The sequence below is a fragment of the Lentilactobacillus sunkii DSM 19904 genome, from assembly GCF_001435575.1.
Lineage (GTDB): Bacteria > Bacillota > Bacilli > Lactobacillales > Lactobacillaceae > Lentilactobacillus > Lentilactobacillus sunkii.
Genome location: NZ_AZEA01000009.1, coordinates 39,024 through 63,758, shown reverse-complemented (window position 1 = coordinate 63,758; position 24,735 = coordinate 39,024). Strand labels below are relative to the sequence as shown.

25 protein-coding genes are annotated in these 24,735 nt (G+C 41.7%); 24 read left to right on the top strand and 1 reads right to left on the bottom strand.

The window, feature by feature from the left end; all coding sequences use genetic code 11:
• Positions 1 to 22 precede the first annotated feature (22 nt).
• From rpsK to FD17_RS06985, 10 genes are all read left to right on the top strand, one after another.
• On the top strand, positions 23 to 412 hold the full coding sequence (gene rpsK / locus FD17_RS07030) for a 30S ribosomal protein S11 (protein ID WP_013728481.1): 390 nt from the start codon (positions 23 to 25) through the stop codon (positions 410 to 412).
• Between the two features lie 93 nt (positions 413 to 505).
• Positions 506 to 1,456 carry a DNA-directed RNA polymerase subunit alpha gene (locus tag FD17_RS07025; RefSeq protein WP_057825038.1) on the top strand — a complete coding sequence of 317 codons (951 nt, stop codon included), beginning with the start codon at positions 506 to 508 and terminating at the stop codon, positions 1,454 to 1,456.
• A gap of 28 nt (positions 1,457 to 1,484) precedes the next feature.
• Entirely contained in the window at positions 1,485 to 1,868 is a 384-nt protein-coding gene (gene rplQ / locus FD17_RS07020; RefSeq protein WP_057825036.1) for a 50S ribosomal protein L17, read from the top strand.
• 179 nt (positions 1,869 to 2,047) lie between these two features.
• Complete coding sequence (locus FD17_RS07015; protein ID WP_057825034.1) at positions 2,048 to 2,881, top strand: energy-coupling factor transporter ATPase; 834 nt, start codon at positions 2,048 to 2,050, stop codon at positions 2,879 to 2,881.
• Positions 2,851 to 3,723: an energy-coupling factor ABC transporter ATP-binding protein gene (locus tag FD17_RS07010; RefSeq protein ID WP_057825032.1), complete on the top strand. Its 873-nt coding sequence runs from the start codon at positions 2,851 to 2,853 to the stop codon at positions 3,721 to 3,723. Before FD17_RS07015 ends, FD17_RS07010 begins: the two co-directional genes overlap by 31 nt.
• Complete coding sequence (locus FD17_RS07005) at positions 3,720 to 4,517, top strand: energy-coupling factor transporter transmembrane component T family protein (protein ID WP_057825031.1); 798 nt, start codon at positions 3,720 to 3,722, stop codon at positions 4,515 to 4,517. Before FD17_RS07010 ends, FD17_RS07005 begins: the two co-directional genes overlap by 4 nt.
• A gap of 10 nt (positions 4,518 to 4,527) precedes the next feature.
• Positions 4,528 to 5,322, top strand: coding sequence for a tRNA pseudouridine(38-40) synthase TruA (gene truA / locus FD17_RS07000; protein ID WP_057825075.1), 795 nt, complete (start codon positions 4,528 to 4,530; stop codon positions 5,320 to 5,322).
• 125 nt (positions 5,323 to 5,447) lie between these two features.
• Entirely contained in the window at positions 5,448 to 5,891 is a 444-nt protein-coding gene (rplM, locus tag FD17_RS06995; protein ID WP_057825029.1) for a 50S ribosomal protein L13, read from the top strand.
• Between the two features lie 13 nt (positions 5,892 to 5,904).
• Positions 5,905 to 6,297, top strand: coding sequence for a 30S ribosomal protein S9 (gene rpsI / locus FD17_RS06990; RefSeq protein WP_003559561.1), 393 nt, complete (start codon positions 5,905 to 5,907; stop codon positions 6,295 to 6,297).
• A 158-nt stretch (positions 6,298 to 6,455) separates the two neighbouring features.
• Positions 6,456 to 7,052: an ECF transporter S component gene (locus FD17_RS06985; protein WP_057825027.1), complete on the top strand. Its 597-nt coding sequence runs from the start codon at positions 6,456 to 6,458 to the stop codon at positions 7,050 to 7,052.
• A 44-nt stretch (positions 7,053 to 7,096) separates the two neighbouring features.
• Here FD17_RS06985 and FD17_RS06980 read toward each other — a convergent pair whose 3' ends face one another.
• A complete protein-coding gene (locus FD17_RS06980) occupies positions 7,097 to 7,393 on the bottom strand; it encodes a hypothetical protein (RefSeq protein ID WP_057825026.1) in 297 nt (98 codons plus the stop codon).
• A 164-nt stretch (positions 7,394 to 7,557) separates the two neighbouring features.
• Between FD17_RS06980 and FD17_RS06975 the strand changes: the two genes are divergently transcribed.
• From FD17_RS06975 to FD17_RS06910, 14 genes are all read left to right on the top strand, one after another.
• On the top strand, positions 7,558 to 8,190 hold the full coding sequence (locus FD17_RS06975) for a glycoside hydrolase family 73 protein (protein WP_082617165.1): 633 nt from the start codon (positions 7,558 to 7,560) through the stop codon (positions 8,188 to 8,190).
• 14 nt (positions 8,191 to 8,204) lie between these two features.
• Positions 8,205 to 8,777: a xanthine phosphoribosyltransferase gene (locus FD17_RS06970; RefSeq protein WP_057825023.1), complete on the top strand. Its 573-nt coding sequence runs from the start codon at positions 8,205 to 8,207 to the stop codon at positions 8,775 to 8,777.
• Between the two features lie 80 nt (positions 8,778 to 8,857).
• Positions 8,858 to 10,018, top strand: a complete 1,161-nt coding sequence (locus FD17_RS06965) for an ATP-grasp domain-containing protein (protein ID WP_057825021.1) — start codon at positions 8,858 to 8,860, stop codon at positions 10,016 to 10,018.
• Positions 10,019 to 10,082: 64 nt separating this feature from the next.
• Positions 10,083 to 12,317 (top strand): DNA helicase PcrA, encoded by a 2,235-nt coding sequence (gene pcrA, locus FD17_RS06960; protein ID WP_057825018.1) that lies wholly within the window; start codon positions 10,083 to 10,085, stop codon positions 12,315 to 12,317.
• An 18-nt stretch (positions 12,318 to 12,335) separates the two neighbouring features.
• Complete coding sequence (gene ligA, locus FD17_RS06955; protein ID WP_057825015.1) at positions 12,336 to 14,363, top strand: NAD-dependent DNA ligase LigA; 2,028 nt, start codon at positions 12,336 to 12,338, stop codon at positions 14,361 to 14,363.
• Positions 14,364 to 14,380: 17 nt separating this feature from the next.
• Positions 14,381 to 15,523 (top strand): CamS family sex pheromone protein, encoded by a 1,143-nt coding sequence (locus tag FD17_RS06950; protein WP_141737025.1) that lies wholly within the window; start codon positions 14,381 to 14,383, stop codon positions 15,521 to 15,523.
• 81 nt (positions 15,524 to 15,604) lie between these two features.
• Positions 15,605 to 15,916: an Asp-tRNA(Asn)/Glu-tRNA(Gln) amidotransferase subunit GatC gene (gene gatC / locus FD17_RS06945; RefSeq protein WP_057825008.1), complete on the top strand. Its 312-nt coding sequence runs from the start codon at positions 15,605 to 15,607 to the stop codon at positions 15,914 to 15,916.
• Entirely contained in the window at positions 15,916 to 17,379 is a 1,464-nt protein-coding gene (gene gatA / locus FD17_RS06940) for an Asp-tRNA(Asn)/Glu-tRNA(Gln) amidotransferase subunit GatA (protein ID WP_057825006.1), read from the top strand. The genes gatC and gatA overlap by 1 nt, the downstream gene beginning before the upstream one ends.
• On the top strand, positions 17,379 to 18,800 hold the full coding sequence (gatB, locus tag FD17_RS06935; RefSeq protein ID WP_057825004.1) for an Asp-tRNA(Asn)/Glu-tRNA(Gln) amidotransferase subunit GatB: 1,422 nt from the start codon (positions 17,379 to 17,381) through the stop codon (positions 18,798 to 18,800). The genes gatA and gatB overlap by 1 nt, the downstream gene beginning before the upstream one ends.
• Before the next feature lie 15 nt (positions 18,801 to 18,815).
• On the top strand, positions 18,816 to 19,814 hold the full coding sequence (locus FD17_RS06930; RefSeq protein WP_057825002.1) for a diacylglycerol kinase: 999 nt from the start codon (positions 18,816 to 18,818) through the stop codon (positions 19,812 to 19,814).
• A 77-nt stretch (positions 19,815 to 19,891) separates the two neighbouring features.
• On the top strand, positions 19,892 to 21,259 hold the full coding sequence (rlmD, locus tag FD17_RS06925; protein WP_057825000.1) for a 23S rRNA (uracil(1939)-C(5))-methyltransferase RlmD: 1,368 nt from the start codon (positions 19,892 to 19,894) through the stop codon (positions 21,257 to 21,259).
• Positions 21,260 to 21,612: 353 nt separating this feature from the next.
• Entirely contained in the window at positions 21,613 to 22,812 is a 1,200-nt protein-coding gene (locus FD17_RS06920; protein ID WP_057824999.1) for a quaternary amine ABC transporter ATP-binding protein, read from the top strand.
• The gene (locus tag FD17_RS06915; protein WP_057824997.1) at positions 22,805 to 23,656 is read left to right on the top strand and encodes an ABC transporter permease; all 852 of its coding nucleotides are present in this window, start codon (positions 22,805 to 22,807) and stop codon (positions 23,654 to 23,656) included. Before FD17_RS06920 ends, FD17_RS06915 begins: the two co-directional genes overlap by 8 nt.
• 12 nt (positions 23,657 to 23,668) lie before the next feature.
• Positions 23,669 to 24,571, top strand: a complete 903-nt coding sequence (locus FD17_RS06910) for a glycine betaine ABC transporter substrate-binding protein (protein ID WP_057824995.1) — start codon at positions 23,669 to 23,671, stop codon at positions 24,569 to 24,571.
• Positions 24,572 to 24,735: the final 164 nt, after the last annotated feature.

The window sequence follows — 24,735 nt, the reverse complement described above, 5'->3', positions numbered from 1 at the left end:
AAGAAGGAGGTCATCAGTTTTTATGGTAAACAAAAAGACAAGTCGTAAGCGCCGTGCTAAAAAGAATATTGCTGCTGGTGTTGCACATATCCATTCAACATTCAACAATACTTTAGTTATGATTACCGACACCACTGGGAATGCGGTTTCTTGGTCATCTGCTGGTGCATTAGGCTTCCGTGGAAGTCGTAAATCAACTCCATTTGCTGCTCAAATGGCTGCTGAAGCTGCTGCTAAGGCATCAATGGAACATGGTATGAAATCCGTTGAAGTTGCCGTTAAAGGACCCGGTTCAGGTCGTGAAGCTGCTATTCGTGCACTTCAAGCAACTGGATTGGAAGTTACTGCTATTCGTGATGTTACTCCGGTACCTCACAATGGTTCTCGTCCTCCAAAGCGTCGTCGAGTTTAATTAAGACATTCAATATAGTGTATTTTAATTTGTTTAAGCATATTGATATTTTGCATGAAGACTCACGCGTTTTGAAAGGGGTTAATGATAAGAATGATTGAATTTGAAAAGCCTAACATTCATAAAATTGAAGAAACTGATAATTTTGGTGAAGTTGTTGTTGAACCACTTGAACGTGGATACGGAACAACCCTTGGGAATTCATTAAGACGTACATTGTTATCATCTCTTCCTGGTGCTGCTGTTACAAGTATCCAGATTGATGATGTTTTGCACGAATTTTCAACGATCAAAGGGGTTGTTGAAGATGTTACCCAAATTATTTTGAATGTTAAGAAAATTTCTTTGAAATTAGATGGGCCAGAAGATGAAGAAGAAAATTTGGAAATCGATGTAATTGGTCCTGCTGACGTTACTGCCGGTGATATTCAAGCCGATAGTGATGTAACTGTTCTGAACCCTGATTTGCACATTGCGACCGTTGCTGAAGGTGCCACATTCCATATGCGGTTAACTGCAAACAAAGGTCGTGGGTACGTTTCAGCTGTTGAAAACAAAAAACGCAGTTCTGAGATGCCTATTGGTGTGCTACCTGTCGATTCTATTTATACCCCAATCGAACGTGTCAACTATCAGGTTGAAAGTACACGGGTTGGTCAACGTGATGATTTCGATAAGCTTACTTTGGATATTTGGACTGATGGTTCAATTACCCCAAGTGAAGCCGTTAGTTTGGCGGCCAAGATTTTAACTGAGCATTTAGAGATGTTTGTTGATCTGACTGATGAAGCTAAGAATACCGAAATCATGGTTGAAAAAGAAGAAACCCACAAAGAAAAAATGTTGGAAATGACAATTGAAGAATTGGATCTTTCAGTTCGTTCATACAATTGTCTTAAACGTGCCGGCATTAATACTGTTCAGGAACTTACAGAAAAGACTGAAGCTGATATGATGAAGGTTCGGAATCTTGGACGTAAGTCTCTTGAAGAAGTTAAAGAAAAGCTTGCAGCATTAGGCCTTTCACTTCGTAAAGAAGACTAATTAAAATAAAGAAGGAGGACATCCAATTATGGGTTATCGGAAATTACAACGTACTAGTGCACATCGTCGCTCATTGCTTCGTAACTTGACTACTGAATTGATCATTCACGGCCAAATTATCACTACTGAAGCTAAAGCGAAAGAAGTTCGTTCAACTGCCGACAAGATGATTTCACTCGGTAAGCGCGGCGATTTACACGCCCGTCGTCAAGCTGCATCATTTATTCGTGATGTTGTTGCTGATGTCAAAGAAGACGGTGACGACATTAACGTTACTACTGCTTTGCAAAAGGTATTTGGCGATTTAGCTACAAAGTATGCTGATCGTAATGGTGGATATACACGAATTTTGAAGACTATGCCTCGTCGTGGCGACGGTGCTCCAATGGTCATTTTAGAGTTAGTTGACTAACTAGTATTAAACCAAATCACATATTTATCACGAGAATCACTCAGGTTTTTGGTATAGAACGTTATGATGGTGGAACATGGTTCCTAGTCTAGTTTGAATGTGAGACTTATCTCATGCACTGATTACCTGTTAGTGATTTTTTTGTACATACAAATACACTTCACAGCGCGAGGAAACTCATGAAAGACATAATCCAAATTAAAAACATTACATTTAATTACCCTGATCAGCCCTTGCTGTTTGATCAACTTTCAATAGATGTCCACGAAGGCGAGTGGACGGCGTTAATTGGACAAAACGGTAGCGGGAAAAGTACTTTAGCTCGATTGATTGATGGACTGATTGTTTTAAAGTCTGGCCAAATAGTGGTTGATGGTTTAATCGTCAATGATGACAATATATTTGATATTCGCAATAAAATTGGGATTGTATTTCAGAATCCCGAAGACCAATTTGTTGGGGCAACAGTCGAAGATGATGTTGCTTTTGGACTGGAAAACCGACAAATGCCTCGCGAAGAGATGCATAAAGTGGTCGAGAGCAGTCTAAAGGAGGTTGGCATGTGGGAATTTAGAGACCGAATCCCTGCCAATCTTTCCGGTGGACAGAAACAACGTGTTGCAATTGCTGGAATCGTTGCGCTTAGTCCGAAAATTATTATTTTAGATGAGGCCACCAGTATGCTCGATCCTCGTGGGCGGCAAGAAATTCTTGATTTAGTTACAAAGATTAAACAAGAGAACAATCTGACTGTGATTTCAATCACCCATGATATTGATGAGGCGGCAACAGCTGATAGAGTCATTGTTGTAAACAAAGGGACAATTGTTGAAGAAGATAAACCGGATAACATTTTTGGTGATATTAGGAAATTAGAATCGATTGGATTATCAGCCCCATTTACTTCTCAACTAATTATGGCACTTGAGAAACGTGGCATTGATTCTTCCAGTCAGTATCTGAATGACAAGAGGTTAATCGCATGGATCAAACAATTAGTTTCAAACAAGTAACCCATACTTATCAAGCCAATACGCCATTTTCTCAAGATGCTTTGGACCTGGTTTCATTAACAATTCCAGCCCATTCCTTTACAGCAATAATTGGGCACACTGGAAGCGGTAAATCTACCTTGGTTCAACACATTAATGCGTTACTTAAGCCCACATCCGGCGAAATTGATGTTTATGGCCGAACCATCATACCCACCACAACCAACAAGAATTTGAAAGAACTACGCAAACATGTTGGAATGGTCTTTCAATTTCCAGAAAAGCAATTATTTGAAGAATCGGTGATCAAAGATATTATGTTTGGCCCAAAAAACTATGGCGCAAGTGAAGCAGATGCCGAAAAGGATGCAGAGGATGCGATGCAGCTAGTCGGACTGGATGAATCTCTTCGCGATAAATCACCATTTGATCTTTCAGGAGGGCAGATGAGACGAGTTGCCATCGCCGGTGTCTTGGCTATGAAGCCTGAGATTTTAATTCTTGACGAACCAACTGCCGGCCTTGACCCTCGAGGGCATAAAGAAATTATGGATCTTGCCCAAGAATTGCACGATCACCGTGGACTGACAATTATTTTAGTTACTCACCAAATGGACGATGTTGTCGATTATGCTTCTGATGTGATCGTAATGGATCGGGGCAAGATAGTTAAACATGGCAAGCCTTCTGACATTTTTTCTGATCCGAAATGGGTATACCAAATGCACCTTGATTTGCCAAGCAGCGCAGAATTTGCAACTCGACTGGTTAAGGCAGGTATTCATTTAAAGCAGACACCATTGACAATTGAGAAACTTGCTGACGAAATTGCTGAATTAATCAAATGGGAGGCGCACACATGAGCAACTTTCTTTTTGGGCGTTACCTCCCTGGAAACTCATGGGTCCACCGGATGAGCCCCCAGTCCAAACTGATGTTATGTTTTTTCTTTGTCATCGTGATTTTTTTTGCGAACAACGTTTGGACTTATGCGACTTTGAGTCTTCTTCTGATTGTGGTGGTTTTAATGTCCGGTGTTTCGATCGGCTACTTTTTGAAAGGGATCAGACCATTAATTTGGTTGATTATATTTACTGTTTTACTTCAGATATTGTTTAGTAGTGGCGGACATGTTTATTGGCACTTTGGACCATTTTCAGTGAGTGACTTAAGTTTAATCAATGGTGGATTCATCTTTGTGCGTTTTTTGTTGATTATTATGATTTCAACGGTCCTGACACTCACCACAACACCATTGGCAATTGCAGATGGCGTGCAAACTGTCTTAAAGCCTTTAAAGAAATTTCATTTTCCTGTTGATACGTTAGCATTGATGCTTTCAATTGCATTACGATTTGTGCCGACATTGATGGATGAGATGGAAACGATCCTTAATGCGCAGCGATCACGGGGGGTGGACTTTGGTTCGGGAAGCTTACGGCATCGGATTCAAGCTGCTGTGCCACTCCTGGTCCCATTATTTACTGGAGCAATCAATCATGCTGAAAATTTATCGACGGCGATGGAAGCACGTGGTTTTACTGATAGTGAGCACCGAAGCAAGTACCGGGTTTATAAGTGGCAGACAAAAGATACGATTAGCTGGGGTGTCTTTTTACTGGTTGGTATCTTGGTTTTATTTTTAAGAAATAATTGAGGTGTTTAAAATTCGATATAAAGTGACGTTGGCTTATGATGGGACGCTGTTTAGCGGCTTTGAACGTCAACCCAAAAGAAGGACAATCGAGGGCGTCCTGACTCAAAAAGTTAATATTATGGCGAAGAACCCGGATCCCGCGATTGTTGTATACGGATCCGGAAGGACGGATGCAGGTGTTCACGCTCTGGGACAAGTTGTTCATTTTGAATTTCCATTTGATTTGCCGACTGAAGCAATTTATCGGGGCCTTAATAGCTTGCTGCCACTTGATATGGAAATCAAAAAAGCCGAAAAAGTATCTGATACATTTCATGCGCGGTATGATGTTTCGGGAAAACGGTATGTTTACAGGTTGGACTTGGGTGAATTTAAAGATCCCTTTAAGCGAAATTATACCGGCAATTGGCGGTTTCCGATCGACATCGAACGCGTTCAAACAGCTATGAACGATTTTATTGGTGAACATGATTTTAGTAGTTTTGTGGCTTCCGGGTCCACTGCCCGTTCTAACGTTCGAACGATTTACGAAGCCAAGGCCCACTTGGACAAAGCAGCCAATGAAATTGTTCTGGAGTTTTATGGCAATGGTTTCCTCTACAACATGGTTCGAATTATGGTAGGGGTAGTTGTCGAGATTGGCTCGCAAATGCGTCCTGAGCACGATATATTGCGTTTGTATGATGTTAAAGACCGAGACCAGGCACGACGAACTATGCCGGCCTCAGGATTATACTTAAAAAAAGTTTATTATGAGGGTGAAGATCCGATTCATCCGACAAAATTACCAAAACGTCAACGATAATTTGTGAAACCGATTGACTTTCTGGGGAATAATTTGTATTATGTTAATTGGTATTGTTTGCCCCACGATAAGCCCCGGAATCTTATTTGGTGTCGAACAAACACAGGAACATGGAGGAATTTAACGTGCGTACAACTTATATGGCAAAACCTGGTGAAGTAGAACGTAAATGGTACGTTGTTGACGCAACAGACGTATCTCTTGGTCGTTTATCTTCAGCAGTTGCATCAATCTTACGAGGTAAGAACAAACCTACTTTCACACCTAACGTTGATACTGGTGACAATGTCATCGTCATTAACGCAAGCAAAGTGAAATTAACAGGTCATAAGGATACTCGAAAGATTTATTATCATCACACTCGTTTCATTGGTGGTATCAAGCAGAGAACTGCTGGAGACTTCCGTGAAAAGAACCCAGAAAAGTTAATTGAAACTTCTGTTAAAGGAATGCTTCCTCATGGAACATTAGGTCATAAGATCGGTTTGAAGTTACATGTCTATGCAGGTCCTGAACATGATCATCAAGCTCAAAAGCCGGAAGCATTAGACATTAATACCCTAATTTAAGGAGGAATTCACTTTGGCTCAAGTACAATATCGCGGCACTGGCCGTCGTAAAGATTCAGTTGCTCGAGTACGTTTAGTACCCGGCACTGGAAAAATTATCATGAATGACAAAGCAATTGAAGATTACATTCCTTTTGCTAATTTGCGTGAAGTTGTTGTGCAACCATTCAACGTTACTGAGACTTTAGGTAATTATGATACCTTGGTTAACGTTAATGGTGGTGGATTCTCCGGACAAGCCGGAGCAACTCGTCATGGAATTGCTCGTGCTTTACTTTCCGTTGATCCCGACTTCCGTGGACCATTAAAGCGTGCAGGTTTATTAACCCGTGATGCTCGTATGAAAGAACGTAAGAAGCCAGGTCTTAAAAAGGCTCGTAAAGCTTCACAATTTTCAAAGCGTTAAAATTATATTGTTTTATCAAAACACTTCTCTTCGGAGAGGTGTTTTTTATTGAGATTATTTTAAGCTTGTCCTCAAAACGATATTCCACGGCAAATTTGTATTAGAATACAATCCGTTATTGTATAATGAACGCATCAAATTTAAAGGGGTAACGACACATGCCTGTTAAGAAGAAGACTTTACGGCTAAACATGCTCGCAATGTTTATTGCCATCATTTTACTGCAGACCTCAATTCCACTAATTGGCTATATCCCAATTGGACCGCTTGAAATTACGATCATCCCGATGACCGTTGTTGTTGCGACTGTTTTGTTGGGGACAGTCGACGGCGCAATCATCGGTGGTGTTTGGGGATTCACCACTTTTGTCAGGGCGTTCGTTTGGCCTACCAGCCCATTGGCAGCAATTGTTTTTGTTAATCCGTTAATCTCGGTCATTCCCCGAATCATGATTGGGGTCGTTGCGGGAGTTGCTTACACATATTTACGAAAGCACTTGAAGAGCCAGGCAGCCAGTATTTCCATATCGGCGGTTTTAGGGTCTTTAACCAATACGATCCTGGTGTTAGGTTTGATCTATTTGTTTTACAAAGCCAAGGCGCCTCAACTTTATCAAATTAATATTAAGGAATTGTTGCCATACTTGTTGGGAGTCGTTGGTACCAATGGAGTTCCCGAAGCAATCTTTAGTGGAATCGTAACGCCGTTGATTGCTATTCCAGTTAAAAAGATATTTGATCGTACCAATCATTAAAAAAATAGGCCTTGCACGTATATGCAAGGTCTACTTTTGAATCATTATTTCTTGTTGGATTTTTTGGACTTTGAATCTTTAGATTCGTCATCGTCTTCATCATCTTCGACTTCAGGTTGAGGTGCAGCCTTTATCATCTTTAGGTGACGGTTGTTGATAACGACTTTCTTGTGATACTTGTCAATGATTTCAGGATCATCCGATTCAAAGGTGATCAAAAACGAGTTGGTATAGCTCTTATCCACGAAACCGGTAAATGTTTGTTTTTCGATCTTGAATGAAACCTCATCACCAACATGAAATTTTGATTGAGCTTCAGATACTTCGGTGTTTTTAGCCATTGGTTTTCATCTCCAGATTTAAGTGTCAGCTGATAACATAACCGAAAATACAACATTTGTCAATTTTTACGCACTAACATTAATGCGTAATATGTAAATTTTGTTTGTCTTTATTCCCATTTATCGTTAGAATTAATTTTAAAGTTAGAAAGTTTGAGGTTGGATTGGCAAAATATAAGAAGGGGCGGAAACGCCGGGCAAAAAAAGCAAATATGATCCTTATGCTGATCCTGGTTATTTGTGGATTGGTCATTATTTTGGGTTTCCATGCACTATATGAAAACGGGTATCATACGGATAATGCTCAAAATTCAAATAACGAGGTGGCTGTGGAACACCGCAAGTTTATTAACAAATTGGCACCGCAAGCGCAGCGGCTCCAAGGACAGTACAATATTCTTCCGAGTATTACACTGGCCCAGGCAATTTTAGAGTCTGACTGGGGAACCAGCAAGCTTGCCAGTAAGTACTACAATTTGTTTGGGGTCAAGGCACAGGATAATACGACTCATTCTGTTTATTTGAATACTCAGGAATTCGTAAATGGCCGATATGTGACAATCAAGGCGAGATTCCAAGTATATCAGGATTGGAACGAATCCCTCGCTGATCACGCTAAATTGCTTGCGTATGGGACGAAGTGGAACCCCCAGCAGTACAAGGACGTCATTGCCGCAGACAACTACCTGCAGGCAGCTGATGGCCTTCAGCAGGATGGTTACGCAACCGACCCGACTTATACCAAAAAATTGATAGCCATAATCAAACAGTATAAACTATATCAATATGATGATTAGAAAGGAATTTTGAGATGGACTTACTTAAGAAACGCATATTAGAGGATGGCACTGTATTACCCGGGAACGTACTAAAGGTGGATAACTTTTTAAATCACCAGGTTGATGCCAAACTGATGGACCAAATTGGCAAAGAGTTTGCCCGCTTATTTAAAGATGAAGGGGTTACAAAGGTTGTGACCGTTGAATCATCTGGGATTGCTCCAGCTTTGACCACGGCCATTCACATGGGAGTACCGCTGATCTTTGCCCGTAAACATAAGAGCTTGACGTTGACGGATAATTTGTATACTGCCAGTGTTTATTCATATACTAAACAGGTTAGCAACGATATCAGTGTTGATAAGCGTTTTTTGAAGCCTAATGATCGAATTTTGATTATCGATGATTTCCTCGCCAACGGACAAGCTGTCCAAGGTTTGTTGGAGATTGCCAAATTAGCTAACGTTCCTGTTGCCGGAGTTGGCATCGTGATTGAAAAGAGTTTCCAGAAGGGCCGCTCAATGATTGAAAAAACTGGCGTCAGACTTGAATCACTTGCCAGAATTGCTTCGTTGGACAATCAAAAAGTAACATTTGTTGAATAAGCTTTCTTCAAAAATGGTACGATAAATTCAGTGATCCATAACTATTAGTGATAATTACGAAATGAAAGTAGTGAAATCAATTGGCAAACGCAAATGTCATCTATCCTGGTCAAACAATTGGAATTCTAGGGGACAGTACGAGTACACCCACTCTGCTGGCTCGTGCAAAGCAGATGGGCTTTAATGTCGGAATGTACAGTTCTAATGAGAACAGCAAGGCAATGGAGTTGGCAGACTATAAATATATCGGCCCATACAGTGACAAGGAAACATTAAAAATGTTTGCTGAACGCTGTGAGGCCGTTATATATGATAATGAGTTTATTGATTCTGACGTTGTTAGATATATTTCACAGTTCACAGCTGTTCCACAGCAGGATGGCATGCTGGATATTGTCCAAGATCGTTTAATTGAGCGAACATTTTTTGAAACACTGAACATCAATATGGTGCCATACTCGACAATTGTCACTTTGGAAGATATTTATCAGGCAATTAATTCAATTGGTTACCCCGCAATTCTGAAGCCGATTCAGCGTGGTCTGAATGGTGGTAAAGAATTATTAATCAAGAATCAGGCTGACATTGTTTTAGCTTCCGGTTTCTTGGATTCCGGGACCTATATTCTGGAATCATATGTTGAGCATGATACGGATTATTCGGTGATTGTGACGCGAACAGAATCGGGTTCAACCGTGATGTTTCCTCCGGTGGAAGTGGTTTATGTGGGCGATCAGCTGATGACCGCATATACGCCTGCCCAACTTGACCCAAGTGTTAAAAAAGAAATGGAACGCATTACCAATGAAATTGCGAAGAATGTTGACTACGTTGGCACATTTGAAGTTTCATTATTTCTTGCTAAGAGCGGTTCGATTTACGTTAGCCGGGTTGCTCCCAAGTTGAGCCCAGCCGGATTTGTTTTTGACTATGCTGCCAACGCAGATGAATTTGAACAGCATTTACGAGCAATTGCCGGATTACCGTTAACAAAAATTATTCCTGGAATTGCGACTGTCTTTCAAGCAATTCGACAAAAGGAGTATCAACGGGTTCAAACTCAATGGGTTATCAAAGATAACTGGCATTTTACCTTCTATGGCAATAAGCCAAATGATGATGCCCAATGTGTGGGTCACGTTTTAATTCCAACCAAATCAATTTCGGATACTTTGGTGAAGCTTGAAGCGACCGGTATCTGGAAAGATGTCGATTATAAATCAAAATATAGCAGTATGTAGAGAGTCGGGAAGCCGACTTTTTTGTTATAATTAAAAAGATAAATGCGAGAGGATGGAATATTTAGTGGCAGAAGAAAGTTTATTAACAGGTTTGAACAAAGATCAAAAAGACGCCGTTGTTCACACAGAAGGTCCAGTCCTGATTATGGCGGGTGCCGGCAGTGGAAAGACAAGGGTCTTAACCCATCGGATTGCGTACATAATTGAACACAACCATATTATGCCATGGCGGATTTTAGCAATCACTTTTACCAATAAGGCTGCCCGGGAAATGCGTGAACGGGTTTCAAAACTGCTGGGTGAAGGTGGAAACGATGTCTGGGTTTCAACATTTCATGCACTTTGCGTGAGAATTTTGCGGCGCAATATTGACTTGCTTGGATACAATAAAGCATTTACGATTGCTGACACCAGCGAACAACGCACGTTAGTCAAACGGGTTCTTCGAGATCTTAATATTGATCCCAAAAAGTTTGATCCGAGATCAGTATTATCGAGCATTTCAAATGCGAAGAATGATTTGTTGACACCTAAGCAGTTCAAAGCTCAGGCTAATAGTGCTTTTGACCAGATTGTGGCCGACGTTTACGAACGTTATCAAGCTGAGCTCAAGCAAAATGAGTCACTTGATTTTGATGATTTGATCATGATGACGATTCAGTTATTTGACGAAAATAAAGATATATTAGCGCACTATCAAGACAAATTTCAATATATTCATGTTGATGAATACCAGGATACCAATGAAGCCCAATACAGATTAGTCAATATGCTGGCTAAAAAGAATCAAAACATTTGTGTTGTTGGGGATGCCGATCAGAGTATTTATGGTTGGCGGGGTGCCAACATGCAAAACATTCTCGATTTTAAAAAAGACTATCCATCAGCTCATGTGACTTTGTTGGAACAAAATTACCGTTCAACTAAAACAATTCTGGACGCAGCCAATTCAGTCATTGCACATAATGACAACCGGGCAGACAAGAATTTATGGACTGAAAATGCCAAAGGCGATCAAATCTCATACTACCGTGGTCAGACCGAAAATGATGAAGCCAGATATGTTGTCGCTAAAATTCAAGAAGAAATGGCAAAGCCAAAAAGAAATTATGGCAGTTTTGCGATTCTTTATCGTACCAACGCTCAGTCACGGGTCATTGAAGAAACACTGCTTAAATCAAACATTCCTTACACGATGGTTGGCGGTCATAAATTCTATGATCGAAAAGAGATTCGAGATACCCTTTCATATCTGACGTTATTGGCTAATCCAAATGATTCCATGAGCTTTGAACGAGTGATTAATGAACCTAAACGTGGAATCGGTCATGCCAGCATTGAACGGTTACGGGCATTTGCCAACGATCATGGCTGGAGTCTCTTAGACGCATCGAAAAACGTCGACTTGGCTAATGAAATTTCCACAAGAGCGAAGAACTCAATTTCTGGATTTGAACAGGTCATGCATTCAATCTCAGATAAAATGGACAAAATGTCAATTACCGAGATTACTGAAGAAATCTTGGACAAGAGCAGTTATTTAAGTACTTTGAAAGCATCCAAATCACTTGAAGCGCAGACCAGGTTAGAAAACTTGGAAGAATTTATTTCTGTTACTCAAAAATATGATGAAGACAACGAAGGCGAAACCGGCCAGCAAAATTTGGTTGATTTCTTAAGCGACTTGGCTTTGGTTTCCGATCAGGACAGCCTTGAAGAAGACAACGCCCAAGTTACTTTAATGACGCTTCATGCTGCCAAAGGATTGGAATTTCCAGTTGTCTTTTTGATGGGAATGGAAGAAGGATTGTTCCCACTTTCAAAAGCTGCTGCCGATGAATCGGAACTCCAGGAAGAGCGGCGATTGGCCTACGTTGGGATCACTCGGGCCAAAGAAAAGCTGTATATTACCAATGCGTATTCAAGAATGCTCTATGGACGACGTCAGAACAATCCGGAATCACGGTTTGTCAACGAAATTACTCCGGGACTCATTCACAGCGATAATCAGCAGCAGTCGGAAACGCCACTCACAACACCATTTGACCGAAGAACCAGAAGAGCTACGGCCACGACTTACCATCGGCCAAATAAAGTCGTTGAAACACCTAAAGGAACCGGTGCAGACAAGAAAGCCTGGTCGGTTGGTGACAAAGTAGCCCACAAGGCCTGGGGTGTTGGAACGGTTGTTAAAGTAACCGGAACCGGCGAGGACATGGAACTTGATATTGCTTTTAAACAAGAGGGCATTAAGCGGCTTTTAGCAGCATTTGCTCCAATCAAAAAACAGGAAAACTAATCAACAGAAGGTGTTATTGTGGCATTTGAAAATGTTTCCGAACAACAGGCTGCCCAACAGGCGGCTGGATTACGGACTCAATTAAATAAATGGGCGGATGAGTATTATACGTATGATTCTCCCAGTGTGGAGGACTCGGTTTACGATAAGACGTATCAACAATTGGTTGATCTTGAAACCAAGTTCCCACAAATTGTCACACCGGATTCGCCAACTCAAAAAGTCGGCGACCATACATTACCTGGTTTTACCAAGGTTAATCACGAGATTCCAATGCTTTCTCTTGGGGATGTCTTTTCTAAAGATGAACTGGGAGAGTTTGTTGATCGCTTGTCCGAAAATGATGCAGTTGAATTTGAATATAACTGTGAACTGAAAATTGATGGATTGGCGATCAATCTTCGTTATGAAAACGGTATTTTCGTTCAAGGATCTACTCGGGGTAATGGTCAAATCGGTGAGGATATTACCCGGAATTTGAAGACGATCAAATCGATTCCGCGAAAACTCAGCCGGCCGATCAACATTGAAGTCCGTGGTGAATGTTACATGCCAAAGGAATCCTTTGCCAAATTAAATGAGGAGCGGCAGCTTAATGGGGAAGAACCCTTTGCTAATCCTCGAAATGCTGCTGCCGGAAGCTTGCGGCAGTTGGATCCACGTGTGACAAGAAGCCGTAAATTAAGTACATTTATGTATAATGTTGCCGATATTGATGATCTGCAGTCAGATACTCAGAGCGGTATGCTCGAAGAATTCAAGGAATTGGGATTCACCATTAATCCTGACTACAAAGTTGCTCATAATATGGCTGATATTGATCGGTATGTAGATAAATATAAAGACCTGCGAGATGGCCTGCCGTATGGAATTGACGGGATCGTCATCAAGGTTAACTCATTGCCTCTACAAAGGTCTCTGGGGGCAACTGTCAAAGTTCCCCGATGGGCGATTGCATACAAATTTCCACCTGAAGAAGTTCAAACCGTTGTGAGAGATATTGAATGGACCGTTGGCAGGACAGGGGTTGTTACACCAACCGCCGTTATGGATCCAGTTGCTTTGGCGGGCAGTACGGTTAGTCGTGCTTCACTTCACAATCCGGATTATCTGCAGGAAAAAGATATTCGAGTTGGTGATACTGTCAAGCTTCATAAAGCGGGCGATATTATTCCTGAAATCTCCCAGTATTTGGCTGATAAACGACCTGCGGACAGCAAGCCCTATAGCATTCCAACCGAATGTCCATCCTGTGGCTCCAAACTGGTTCATTTAGATGAGGAGATTGCACTGCGGTGCATCAACCCACAGTGTCCAGCTCAGTTGAAAGAAGGACTGACCCACTTTGCCTCAAGGGATGCCATGAACATTGACGGACTGGGGCCGAAGATTATTGCCCAACTGTTTGAAAAACACATGGTGTCTGATGTCGCCGGCCTTTATGGGCTTTCATTTGACCAGTTGCTGACCTTGGATAAATTTGGTGAGAAATCGGCAAATAAACTGTTATCCGCGATTGATAATAGTCGTGGTAATTCGTGTGAGCGCCTTTTGTACGGATTAGGAATTCGCCATGTCGGGATTAAGGCTGCCCGACTGATTTCTCAACGTTTTAAAAATATTGATAAGGTTATGCAGGCAGGCGCGCAAGATATTGCTGAAATTGATACAATGGGAATGATTATTGCTGACAGTGTTGTGACTTATTTTTCAACCCCCGAATCCAAACAGTTGATTGATCAGCTCAAACAAGTCGGCGTCAATATGGACTATTTGGGAGTGACGGATGAGGAGATTGCCGAAAGCGACTCCTTCTTTACCGGGAAAAGATTTGTTTTAACCGGTAAACTTCAAAACATTACCCGTCCCGATGCAACCCAATGGCTCGAGGATCATGGTGCTAAAGTCAGCAGTTCAGTATCAAAAAATACAGATGTAGTTGTTGTGGGGGAAGACCCCGGCAGCAAGTACGATAAGGCAAGAAGCCTCGGCGTCGAGACCTGGGACGAAAATCGTTTCCACCAGGAAATGGCCGATGAAAAGTGACAATGGAGGAACAAATTGTGAAAAAAATTATCCTGGGAATTTCAATCATTCTGTCGGGATTTATGCTGGCAGCGTGCGGCAGCGTCGATAATTTATCAAAGGACACCAGTAATTCCAGCGGATCCAAGGCGAAGACCCAGTTAACCGGACAGACAAACACTGATTATTACCAAGGAGTCATTAAAAATGGCCGCTATCAGACCAGTAAGTCTCGTGGTGTCAGTGTTTCTCAAGAGTCAAATCAATTTAACATTAAGGGATTTGAAAACGGCTTGTTGGATATTTCTAAAAAGGAATTTTCGACTAAAAAGTATATATTCCAAGAAGGCCAATATCTTTCAACCAGTACAGTTGAAAATTGGCTGGATCGAAAATCAAAGTCAAATCCAACCGGCTTGAATCCTGTTAAATCGAAGTCGACTAATCCAAATACCAGAAATCCGGTTTATCTATCTCAAATTGACGAGCAGGATTTTATGACTCAAAGCGGCAAGTCACTTAGATTGTCCGGAATGACCATTGGGTTGGCGATTAATTCAGTTGATTACTACAAGAAGACGGCTTATGGCCCGACCTATGAAACCAATATTTCCAATGCCCAAGTTAAAAAACAGGGAAAAGCAATTGCCAACCAGGTTATCAAACGCTTGCGGCAGCGTAAATCTCTCAAGAATATTCCAATCATCATTGCATTGTACAAACAGGCATCTGACGATAGCTTGGTAGGTGGTAATTTCTTTGCTTACTCAATGAATGATGATGGGGAAACCAAGGTTGCCAAATGGAATACAATTAACCAGAAAAATTATGTCTTTCCAATGCAGTCCAATAAAAAGGGACCAAGTCAAAACGATGCTGATTCTTTTGACAACTTTAAATCCGAAATTCAAGGATTCTTCCCTAATTTGAGTGGGGTAACTGCCCAAGCACAGTACACAGACGGTTCATTGAGTGGGATGAACATCAGTATTACCACTCAATTCTACAGTCAAACTGAGATTATTAGTTTTACCCAGTACATTCAAAATGCGGCACAAAGATATCTGCCGGCAAATGCCCCAATTGATATCACGGTATCCTCGACGGAAGGCATTCAAAGCTTCCTGAGTCGGAAACAGAATGAAAAGAAGTTTTCTGCTCATATTTTCAATAGTTATTAATTTCCAAAAAATGCCATTCTTTCTATGGTAAAATTATTGTTGTTATAAAATTTTGAATATTCAGAAGAGAGAAGGATTTCAATGACTGAAAAGATCTCCGAAGATCAAGTAAAACACGTTGCTGAACTGGCCAAACTAAAAATTGCCGATGATCAACTGCCATATTTCACAACTCAGCTGGATCAAATCATTGGTTTATTTGAAACTTTAAGCGAGGTAGACACTGAAGGTGTTGAACCTACAAGTAGTGTGACCGATCAAATTAACGTTATGCGAGACGATATCGCAGAAAACTGGAACCAACGACAGGCACTTCTTGATAATGCGCCTGATACCGCCGATGGTTACATTAGAGTGCCAACCATTATTGATGAAAGCGGGGATAACGAATAATGAACTATTTTGATCAATCATTAAGCAGCATTCATAAACAACTGGTCAACAAAGAAATCTCTGCTAAAGACCTGACTCAGCAGACCTTGGATAATATCAAGGCTGTCGATGGTGATATTAATGCCTTCATTACCGTCGATGATGAAGGGGCTTTGAAAACGGCTGCTGATGTCGACGCCAAGGGCATTGATGCGGATAATGTATTATCAGGTATGCCAATTGCCATCAAGGACAACATGGTGACCAAGGGCTTGAAGACAACTGCTGCCTCAAAAATTTTGGAGAACTTTAAGCCAATTTATGATGCCACTGCGGTGGATAAGTTGAATAAATTAGGGACGATTACAGTTGGTAAGACCAACATGGATGAATTTGCCATGGGTGGGTCAACTGAAAATTCTGCCTTCAAGATTACCCACAATCCTTGGGATACAACCAAGGTTCCCGGTGGTTCATCAGGTGGATCAGCTGCTGCCGTTGCGTCCGGCGAAGTCATTGCTGCGTTAGGTTCGGATACCGGTGGTTCAATTCGTCAGCCAGCTTCATTTAATGGGGTTGTCGGAATGAAGCCAACTTATGGTCGTGTCTCACGTTGGGGCTTGATTGCATTTGGTTCAAGCTTGGATCAAATTGGACCAATTACCCGCAACGTTGCCGATAATGCCACTATCATGAACGCAATTGCCGGACATGATAAGCATGATTTAACTTCATCAACTAAAGAAGTTCCCGACTTTACCAGTACCTTGAACAAGGGTGTTAAGGGCTTGAAAATTGGTATTCCAACCGAGTTCATGGCTCAAGGCTTGGATGATGATATTAAACAAACTGTTTTGGATACTGCCGAAACCTTCAAAAAATTAGGGGCAACTGTGGAAGAAGTGTCTCTTCCACATACCAAATACGGTGTGGCAGCATACTATATTATTTCTTCATCAGAAGCTTCTTCAAACTTACAACGATTCGATGGGATTCGATATGGCCGCCGTGCCAAAGATATCAAAGACCTTGAAGATTTGTATGTTAAGTCACGTTCTGAGGGCTTTGGTGACGAAGTTAAACGTCGGATCATGCTGGGGACATTTTCTCTTTCAGCAGGATTTTATGATGCATACTTCAAGAAGGCTGCTCAGGTTCGGACTTTGATGATTAATGACTTTACAAACGTTTTTAAAGACTATGACTTGATTCTGGCACCAACTGCTCCAACTCCTGCATACGGAATTGGTGAAGATGTGTCGGATCCAATGACTATGTATATGAATGATGTTTTGACTTTGCCGGTTAACTTGGCTGGACTTCCAGGGATGTCAATTCCTGCTGGTTTCTCCAAAGGGTTGCCTGTCGGCGTACAGCTTATCGGCCGTCCTTATGATGAGTTGACTGTCTATCAAGCAGGAAATGCGTTTGAACAAGAAACCGATTTTGCCAAACAAACACCAAAGATGGGAGGAAATAACTAATGAATTTTGAAACGACAATCGGACTAGAAGTCCACGTTGAGTTAAAAACCAATTCCAAAATTTTTAGTCCATCTCCTGTAGAATTTGGTGATGAACCCAACTCCAACACAAACGTTATTGACTGGGGCTATCCTGGTGTTTTACCAACGACTAACAAAGGCGTTGTCCACGATGGTATTATGGCTGGCTTGGCGCTTCATGCACAAATTGAACGCCATCCACACTTTGATCGAAAGAACTATTTTTACCCTGATAATCCTAAAGCTTACCAAATCACACAATCAGAAACCCCAATTGCTCATGATGGCTGGGTTGAGATCGATGTTGACGGTAAGAAAAAGAAAATTGGAATTGCCGAAATGCATATTGAAGAAGATGCCGGAAAGAACTCCCATGCTTCTGAATATTCATATGTTGATTTGAACCGTCAGGGAACCCCATTAATTGAAATTGTTTCCAAACCTGACATTTCTTCACCTGATGAAGCATATGCTTACTTGGAACAATTACGTCAAGTTATCCAGTTTACTGGTGTATCTGACGTTAAGATGGAAGAAGGATCCATGCGTGTTGATGTCAACATTTCAGTTCGTCCGGTCGGCCAAAAAGAATATGGTGTTAAGACTGAGCTGAAGAACTTGAACTCATTCAACTACGTTAAGAAGGGGCTTGCTTTTGAAGAGCAGCGTCATCAAAGAGTTCTCATGTCTGGCGGCAAGATTTCTCAGGAAACTCGTCGTTTTGATGAAACCACCGGTCAAACAATTCTGATGCGGACCAAGGAAGGCTCTGACGATTATCGTTATTTCCCTGAACCAGATTTACCAGTTTTGAACATTTCCCAAGAATGGATTGACTCCATTGAAAAGGAACTGCCAGAGCCACCGGCAAAGCGTCGTGAACGTTATGTCAACGAACTGGGAATTACTGACTACGATGCAATGGTTATCACTCAGACCAAGGAAATGTCCGACTTCTTTGATAAGATGATTGCAGCGGGTGCGGATGCCAAATTAGCTGCCAACTACCTCCAAGGTGATGTTAATGCCTACATGAACGATAATCAGGTCGAATTGCAAGACACCAAGATCACACCTGAGCACTTGGCAACGATGATCAAACTTATCTCAGATGGAACAATTTCTTCAAAGATGGCCAAGAAAGTCTTCAAGGCAATTACAAATGGCGAAGAACCAAAGAAATTTGTTGAAGACAAAGGGATGGTTCAATTATCCGACCCTGCCAAGCTTCAGCCAATTGTTGATGAAGTTGTTGCTGCAAATCCTCAATCAGTTGAAGATTTCCACAACGGTAAAGATCGGGCCATTGGATTCCTTGTTGGTCAGATTATGAAGCAAACCCATGGGAAGGCAAACCCACAAGTTATTAACAAAATGCTAAAGGATTCAATGAGTAAATAGAAAGTCGGGATAAATATGCGAAAACGGGCCCGGGTTATTTATAACCCCACTTCGGGAAGAGAACTTCTCAAGCAAAAGTTGGTCGACATTTTAAATATTTTTGAGCAGGCTGGTTATGAGACCAGTGCTTATGCGACAACCGCTGCGAAGGATTCTGCTAAAAATGAAGCGCGTCGTGCAGCTGAAGACGGGTTTGAATTAGTTGTGGCCGCCGGCGGTGATGGGACGATTAATGAAGTTGTGAACGGAATTGCCCCATTGAAGAAGCGCCCTAAGATGGCAATTATTCCTGCCGGGACAACTAACGATTACGCACGGGCTTTGCATATCCCTCGAGAAGATCCCGTTGACGCCGCGAAGGTTGTCCTCAAAAAGCAAACCATTCGGATGGATATTGGCCGAGCAGGTGATAATTACTTCATCAATATTGCAGCTGGTGGACTTCTGACAGAACTGACCTATGATGTTCCTTCTGATCTAAAGACCTTCTTTGGGTATTTGGCTTATTTGGTCCGGGGTGCAGAATTATTGCCACGGATTAAGCCGATTCAGATGGATCTTAAATATGATAATGAGGAGTTCAAAGGAAAAGCCTCGATGTTCTTCTTGGCTTTAACTAATTCAGTTGGTGGGTTTGAACAAATTGTTCCCGATGCTTCATTAGATGACGGAAAGTTTACTCTGATCATCGTTAAGACCAGCAACTTGGTGGAAATTCTCCATCTGGCTTCTAAAGTCCTTAACGGCGGTCGACACGTGGATGACCCACGGATTGTTTACAAGAAGGTTCGCAAGGTCACTGCCAAACCGGTCCATGATCGGATGCAGATTAACCTAGATGGTGAATACGGTGGGGATGCCCCGATGACGTTTGTTGATCTTAAACAACACATTGAATTCTTTGCCAATACTGATGAAATTCCTGACGATGCCTACTCGGAGGAAACCAATGAGATGAGAAGAGTCGAAAAGAACTTCGTAAAAGGCGTTGACAAACTCCCTGATAAAGAATAGTTTAATAAGATGTTATAATTGCGTTACGAAGTTTTCGTTTCGCAATTTTTGTTTCTAAGATTAAAAAAGGTGAATAAATGAAAAAGATAGTACCAGTCCAAAAGAACCAAGATTATGATGTTGATATTAGCGACTTAACTTATCAAGGTTTGGGAGTTGCGAAGATTGACGATTTTCCAATCTTTATTGAAAATGCCCTTCCAACCGAGAACGTGACGATGAAAGTTATCAAAGTGAAGAAAAACTTTGCGTTTGGTCGAGTCGTTAAGATCAATAAAAAGAGTAAAGACCGAGTTGAATTGGTCGACAAAGCCTATACCCAAACTGGGATTGCACCTCTTCAGCATCTTAAATATGATGCTCAACTCAAATTTAAGCAACATCAAATTGAAGTTGATTTCAGTAAGATGAAGCTCGATGTTCAAGTTAACCCAACGATTGGAATGGATGATCCGACCCACTACCGCAACAAAGCCCAAATTCCTGTTAGAATGATTAACGGTAAACTTCAAACTGGATTTTACCGGAAGCATTCCCATGACTTAGTTCCGATTGAAGATTTTTACATCCAGGATCCAAAAATCGATGAAGCAGTGGTTGTCGTTCGAGATATTCTGAGAAAATTCCGAGTTCAACCATATGATGAAGAGGCCAACAAGGGTGTTGTTCGTAACATCATGGTTCGCCGTGGTCACTATTCCCATGAAATGATGATTGTTTTGATTACCAGAACTGAAAAGCTGCCCAGCAGTGGTGAAATTGTGGCAGAGATCACAAAGGCCCTTCCAGAAGTCAAAAGTATCGTTCAAAATGTTAATCCTCAAAAGACCAATGCTTTGATGGGTAAGAAAAACAAAGTTTTGGCCGGTAAATCCACAATCGAAGACACTTTACTGGGATTAAAATTCGATATTTCTGCCAGTTCATTTTATCAAGTTAATCCGGTACAAACCGAAAAGCTTTATGAAATGGCAACCAAAAAAGCTGATTTATCTGCTGACGATACTGTGATTGATGCTTATTGTGGAATTGGAACAATTTCGCTCTCAATGGCCCGGGTTGCCAAGCAGGTCTATGGTGTTGAAATCGTCCCAGAAGCAGTTGAAGATGCCAAAAAAAATGCTAAACTGAACGATCTGACCAATGTGCATTTCGTTTGCGGGAAAGCTGAAGATCAAATGGCAAAGTGGCAGGAAGATGGTCTGAAACCAGATGTCATCTCAGTGGATCCCCCACGTAAAGGGCTTGAAGCAAGCTTAATTGACAGTGTTGTTAAAATGAACCCTAAGCGTGTTGTTTACGTTTCATGTAACCCCGCAACATTAGCTCGGGACGTCAAATTATTCACTGAGCAAGGCTACGAGGTCAATCAACCAGTTCAACCCGTTGATCAATTTCCACAAACGGTTCATGTGGAATCAATCACCGTTTTGGAACGAAAATAATACAATAATTAACGCCAAAATTTTGATAATTTTGGCGTTTTTTGTTGTCAAAAACAAAAAAATCAATTATTTTTTGCAAACCAGCTGAAACTCCTATTATGAAAGCCAAAGTAGCAACCCTATCAACAAAATACAAAATGAATGTATAAATTGGCCGAAACGACTATTATATCAACCTTCAAATCGTTTACATTCCATATTTAAAGGCCTTGGACAGACTTGCTAATCATTTGAACTGAATGCATATTTTTGTTAAGGTTTTATAAGTCGTTCAATTACTGACATCCACACACGTTTGTGTAGTGACAGGTAATTGATTTTTATTTATCCAGAATATTGATAAGGAGGAGCACATGACAGCAAAACTACAAGTGCAACATCTTACCAAAATTTTTGGCCGGCGGATTCCGCGAGCTGAAGAATTATTAAAACAAGGTAAGTCAAAAGCTGAAATCTTAAAATCAGCGGGAGCAACTGTTGGTGTGAATGACGCCAACTTTGAGGTCAATGACGGTGAAATCTTTGTAATCATGGGATTATCAGGAAGTGGTAAATCTACTATGATTCGAATGATCAACCGGTTAATTGAACCCACATCCGGTAAAGTATTAATTGACGGTGAGAACCTGACGGATCTTAACAAAAAAGAATTGCTTGATGTTCGAAGAAATAAGATGAGCATGGTTTTCCAAAATTTTGCTCTGTTTCCAAATCGGACGATTATCGAAAATACTGCGTATGGGCTGGAAGTTAAGGGCGTAGATAAAGACGAACGGTTAAAGAAGGCACATGATGCCTTGGAACTGGTCGGCCTCCACGGTTATGACAATCAGTATCCAACCCAGTTATCCGGTGGGATGCAGCAGCGGGTTGGCTTGGCCAGAGCGCTGGCTACCGACTCAGAAATTTTACTAATGGATGAGGCGTTTTCCGCCTTAGATCCTCTTAATCGAAAAGATATGCAGGATGAATTACTGGATCTACAGGAAAATCTGCATAAAACCATTGTGTTTATTTCTCATGATTTGAATGAAGCCCTGCGGATAGGTGATCGAATTATGATCATGAAAGACGGAGAGATTGTTCAGACCGGAACACCTGAAGAAATCTTGACCCAACCAGCCGATGAATATGTTGAAAAGTTTATTGAAGATGTCGACCGGACAAAGGTCCTCACGGCAGCCAACGTGATGATTCGACCAACCTTTGTCAATATTGACAAGGACGGACCGAGAATTGCCATGCGACGGATGCGAGAGAACGAAATTTCATCTGTTTATGTGGTAAACAGCAAGCGCGAATTTGTTGGCGTTGCCGACGCTGACCACGTGATGGGCTTGATTAAACAAAAGAATCCGGATTTGAGGTCGGTTGTCCAAGCGGATGTGCCAACGACCTCTCCGGAAACGCCAATCACAGAAATTATGGAAACAATCTCTCAGACACCGATCCCATTTGCAGTGGTTGATGAACAAAATCACTTAATGGGAATTATCATTCGAGGTGCCGTTCTGGGTGCCATTTCAGGAAATGAGGTGACAGAAGATGAATAACATTCCACAATTACCAGTTTCAAGCTGGATTGATAAATTTGTTGACTGGCTCGCCAGTTTTGAAGGCTTCTTCAATGGGATGACCAATTTCATTGGCGGCATCATTAATGGCTTCCAATGGGTCTTTGATATCCTGCCAATTTGGTTGTTTATGTTAATCGTTCTTGGCCTCACATATTGGCTGAATCGAAATACCAAACATTGGACACTGCTGATTTTTGAAGCAGTTGGTCTGCTCTATATCTGGAACCAGGGATTCTGGCGTGATATGACACAAACGCTGACGTTGGTTTTGACATCAAGTTTAATTGCGTTAGTAATCGGGGTGCCACTTGGTATCTGGATGGCAAAATCAAAGCTGTTTGCGGTGATCAATAAGCCGGTCTTGGACTTCATGCAGACGATGCCGGCCTTTGTTTATTTGATCCCAGCTGTGGCATTCTTTGGGATTGGAATGGTGCCTGGGGTCATTGCATCAGTGATTTTTGCCATGCCGCCAACAGTTCGGATGACCAATTTAGGAATTCGGCAAGTGCCAAATGATTTGATCGAAGCCGCTGATTCTTATGGATCGACCGGTTGGCAGAAGCTGTTCAAAGTGCAGCTGCCACTGGCAAAGTCCACTTTGATGGCTGGTGTCAATCAAAGCATGATGCTCTCACTTTCAATGGTTGTGATTGCCTCAATGATCGGGGCGATGGGGCTCGGAAACAAGGTCTACTTCGCAGTTGGCCGAAACGATGCCGGTGGCGGATTTGCCGCCGGGTTAGCGATTGTTATTTTGGCAATCATCCTTGACAGGATCACCCAGGCAATTAATCGAACCAAAGTCCCTAAGTCTTAGAAAGGGGTTATTATGCGAAAAACAAACAATAAATTTCTTGTAACGATTGCACTGTTCTTCTCGATGATTCTCCTTTCTGCTTGTGGAAGCAAACCTGCCAAGTACCATGCCGATGAAAGTCTCGGTAAGCAGATTAATTACACAATTACGGGTATTGAAGCTGGAGCCGGCATCATGTCCAGTACGCAAAAGGCCATGAAGGCGTATGGGCTGGACAATGCTAAATGGCAGCTTCAAACCAGTTCGACGGCAGCTATGACCAGTACACTCGGCAAAGCTATTAAGAATCGCCAGCCAATTGTTGTCACCGGCTGGACGCCTCACTGGATGTTTACCAAATACAATTTAAAATTCTTGAAAGATCCCAAAAATGTTTATGGCAAAGCTGAAGATATTCACACCATCGTGCGAAAGGGCTTGAAGCAAGATAAGCCGGAAGCCTATCAGATGTTGAACCGGTTTAATTGGAAACCCAAGCAGATGGCAAATGTCATGCTGAAAGTTAACAATGGCGAGGACCCACACAAAGCCGCCAATGACTGGATTAAGGCCAACAAAGGACAGGTTGATACCTGGACGAAGGGGATCAAACATGTTCATGGTCAATCAATCAAGCTGACATATGTTGCCTGGGATTCGGAGATTGCATCGACTAATGTGGTTGCCAATGTTCTTCGTTCACTTGGGTATAAGGTTGATATCCAAGCAATGGAAGTTCAGCCATTATGGGCCTCAATCGCCACCAATGCTGCAGACGGTATGGTAAGTGCCTGGCTGCCAACAACCCAAGGCCTGTACTATAAAGACTACAAGGGCAAATTTGACGACTTGGGAGCTAACCTGCATGGTGCCAGAGTTGGCCTTGCAGTTCCGACGTATATGAAGAATGTGAATACAATAGAAGATTTGAAGTAGCTACAAGAAGGCTCGGCAAGCGGTCCAATTACGGAAATTGAGGATTAATACAATATGGTATCCTTAAGCTCGCCGATCATCATTCAGTAGCTAAATAATTTTTTAAGAAGCACCAATCTATTGAGGTTGGTGCTTTTCTTTGTGATCAAAAGTTAACTGTTTCA

Excerpts from the sequence above, each read along its gene's own strand:
- gatA (WP_057825006.1), top strand. The coding sequence starts at position 15,916 with ATGAACTATTTTGATCAATCATTAAGCAGCATTCATAAACAACTGGTC.
- FD17_RS07005 (WP_057825031.1), top strand. The coding sequence starts at position 3,720 with ATGAGCAACTTTCTTTTTGGGCGTTACCTCCCTGGAAACTCATGGGTC.
- FD17_RS07010 (WP_057825032.1), top strand. The coding sequence starts at position 2,851 with ATGGATCAAACAATTAGTTTCAAACAAGTAACCCATACTTATCAAGCC.
- FD17_RS06970 (WP_057825023.1), top strand. The coding sequence starts at position 8,205 with ATGGACTTACTTAAGAAACGCATATTAGAGGATGGCACTGTATTACCC.
- gatC (WP_057825008.1), top strand. The coding sequence starts at position 15,605 with ATGACTGAAAAGATCTCCGAAGATCAAGTAAAACACGTTGCTGAACTG.
- FD17_RS06920 (WP_057824999.1), top strand. The coding sequence starts at position 21,613 with ATGACAGCAAAACTACAAGTGCAACATCTTACCAAAATTTTTGGCCGG.
- FD17_RS06985 (WP_057825027.1), top strand. The coding sequence starts at position 6,456 with ATGCCTGTTAAGAAGAAGACTTTACGGCTAAACATGCTCGCAATGTTT.
- rpsK (WP_013728481.1), top strand. The coding sequence starts at position 23 with ATGGTAAACAAAAAGACAAGTCGTAAGCGCCGTGCTAAAAAGAATATT.
- FD17_RS06915 (WP_057824997.1), top strand. The coding sequence starts at position 22,805 with ATGAATAACATTCCACAATTACCAGTTTCAAGCTGGATTGATAAATTT.
- FD17_RS07015 (WP_057825034.1), top strand. The coding sequence starts at position 2,048 with ATGAAAGACATAATCCAAATTAAAAACATTACATTTAATTACCCTGAT.
- FD17_RS07025 (WP_057825038.1), top strand. The coding sequence starts at position 506 with ATGATTGAATTTGAAAAGCCTAACATTCATAAAATTGAAGAAACTGAT.
- FD17_RS06910 (WP_057824995.1), top strand. The coding sequence starts at position 23,669 with ATGCGAAAAACAAACAATAAATTTCTTGTAACGATTGCACTGTTCTTC.
- gatB (WP_057825004.1), top strand. The coding sequence starts at position 17,379 with ATGAATTTTGAAACGACAATCGGACTAGAAGTCCACGTTGAGTTAAAA.
- FD17_RS06930 (WP_057825002.1), top strand. The coding sequence starts at position 18,816 with ATGCGAAAACGGGCCCGGGTTATTTATAACCCCACTTCGGGAAGAGAA.
- rplQ (WP_057825036.1), top strand. The coding sequence starts at position 1,485 with ATGGGTTATCGGAAATTACAACGTACTAGTGCACATCGTCGCTCATTG.
- FD17_RS06980 (WP_057825026.1), bottom strand. The coding sequence starts at position 7,393 with ATGGCTAAAAACACCGAAGTATCTGAAGCTCAATCAAAATTTCATGTT.
- rlmD (WP_057825000.1), top strand. The coding sequence starts at position 19,892 with ATGAAAAAGATAGTACCAGTCCAAAAGAACCAAGATTATGATGTTGAT.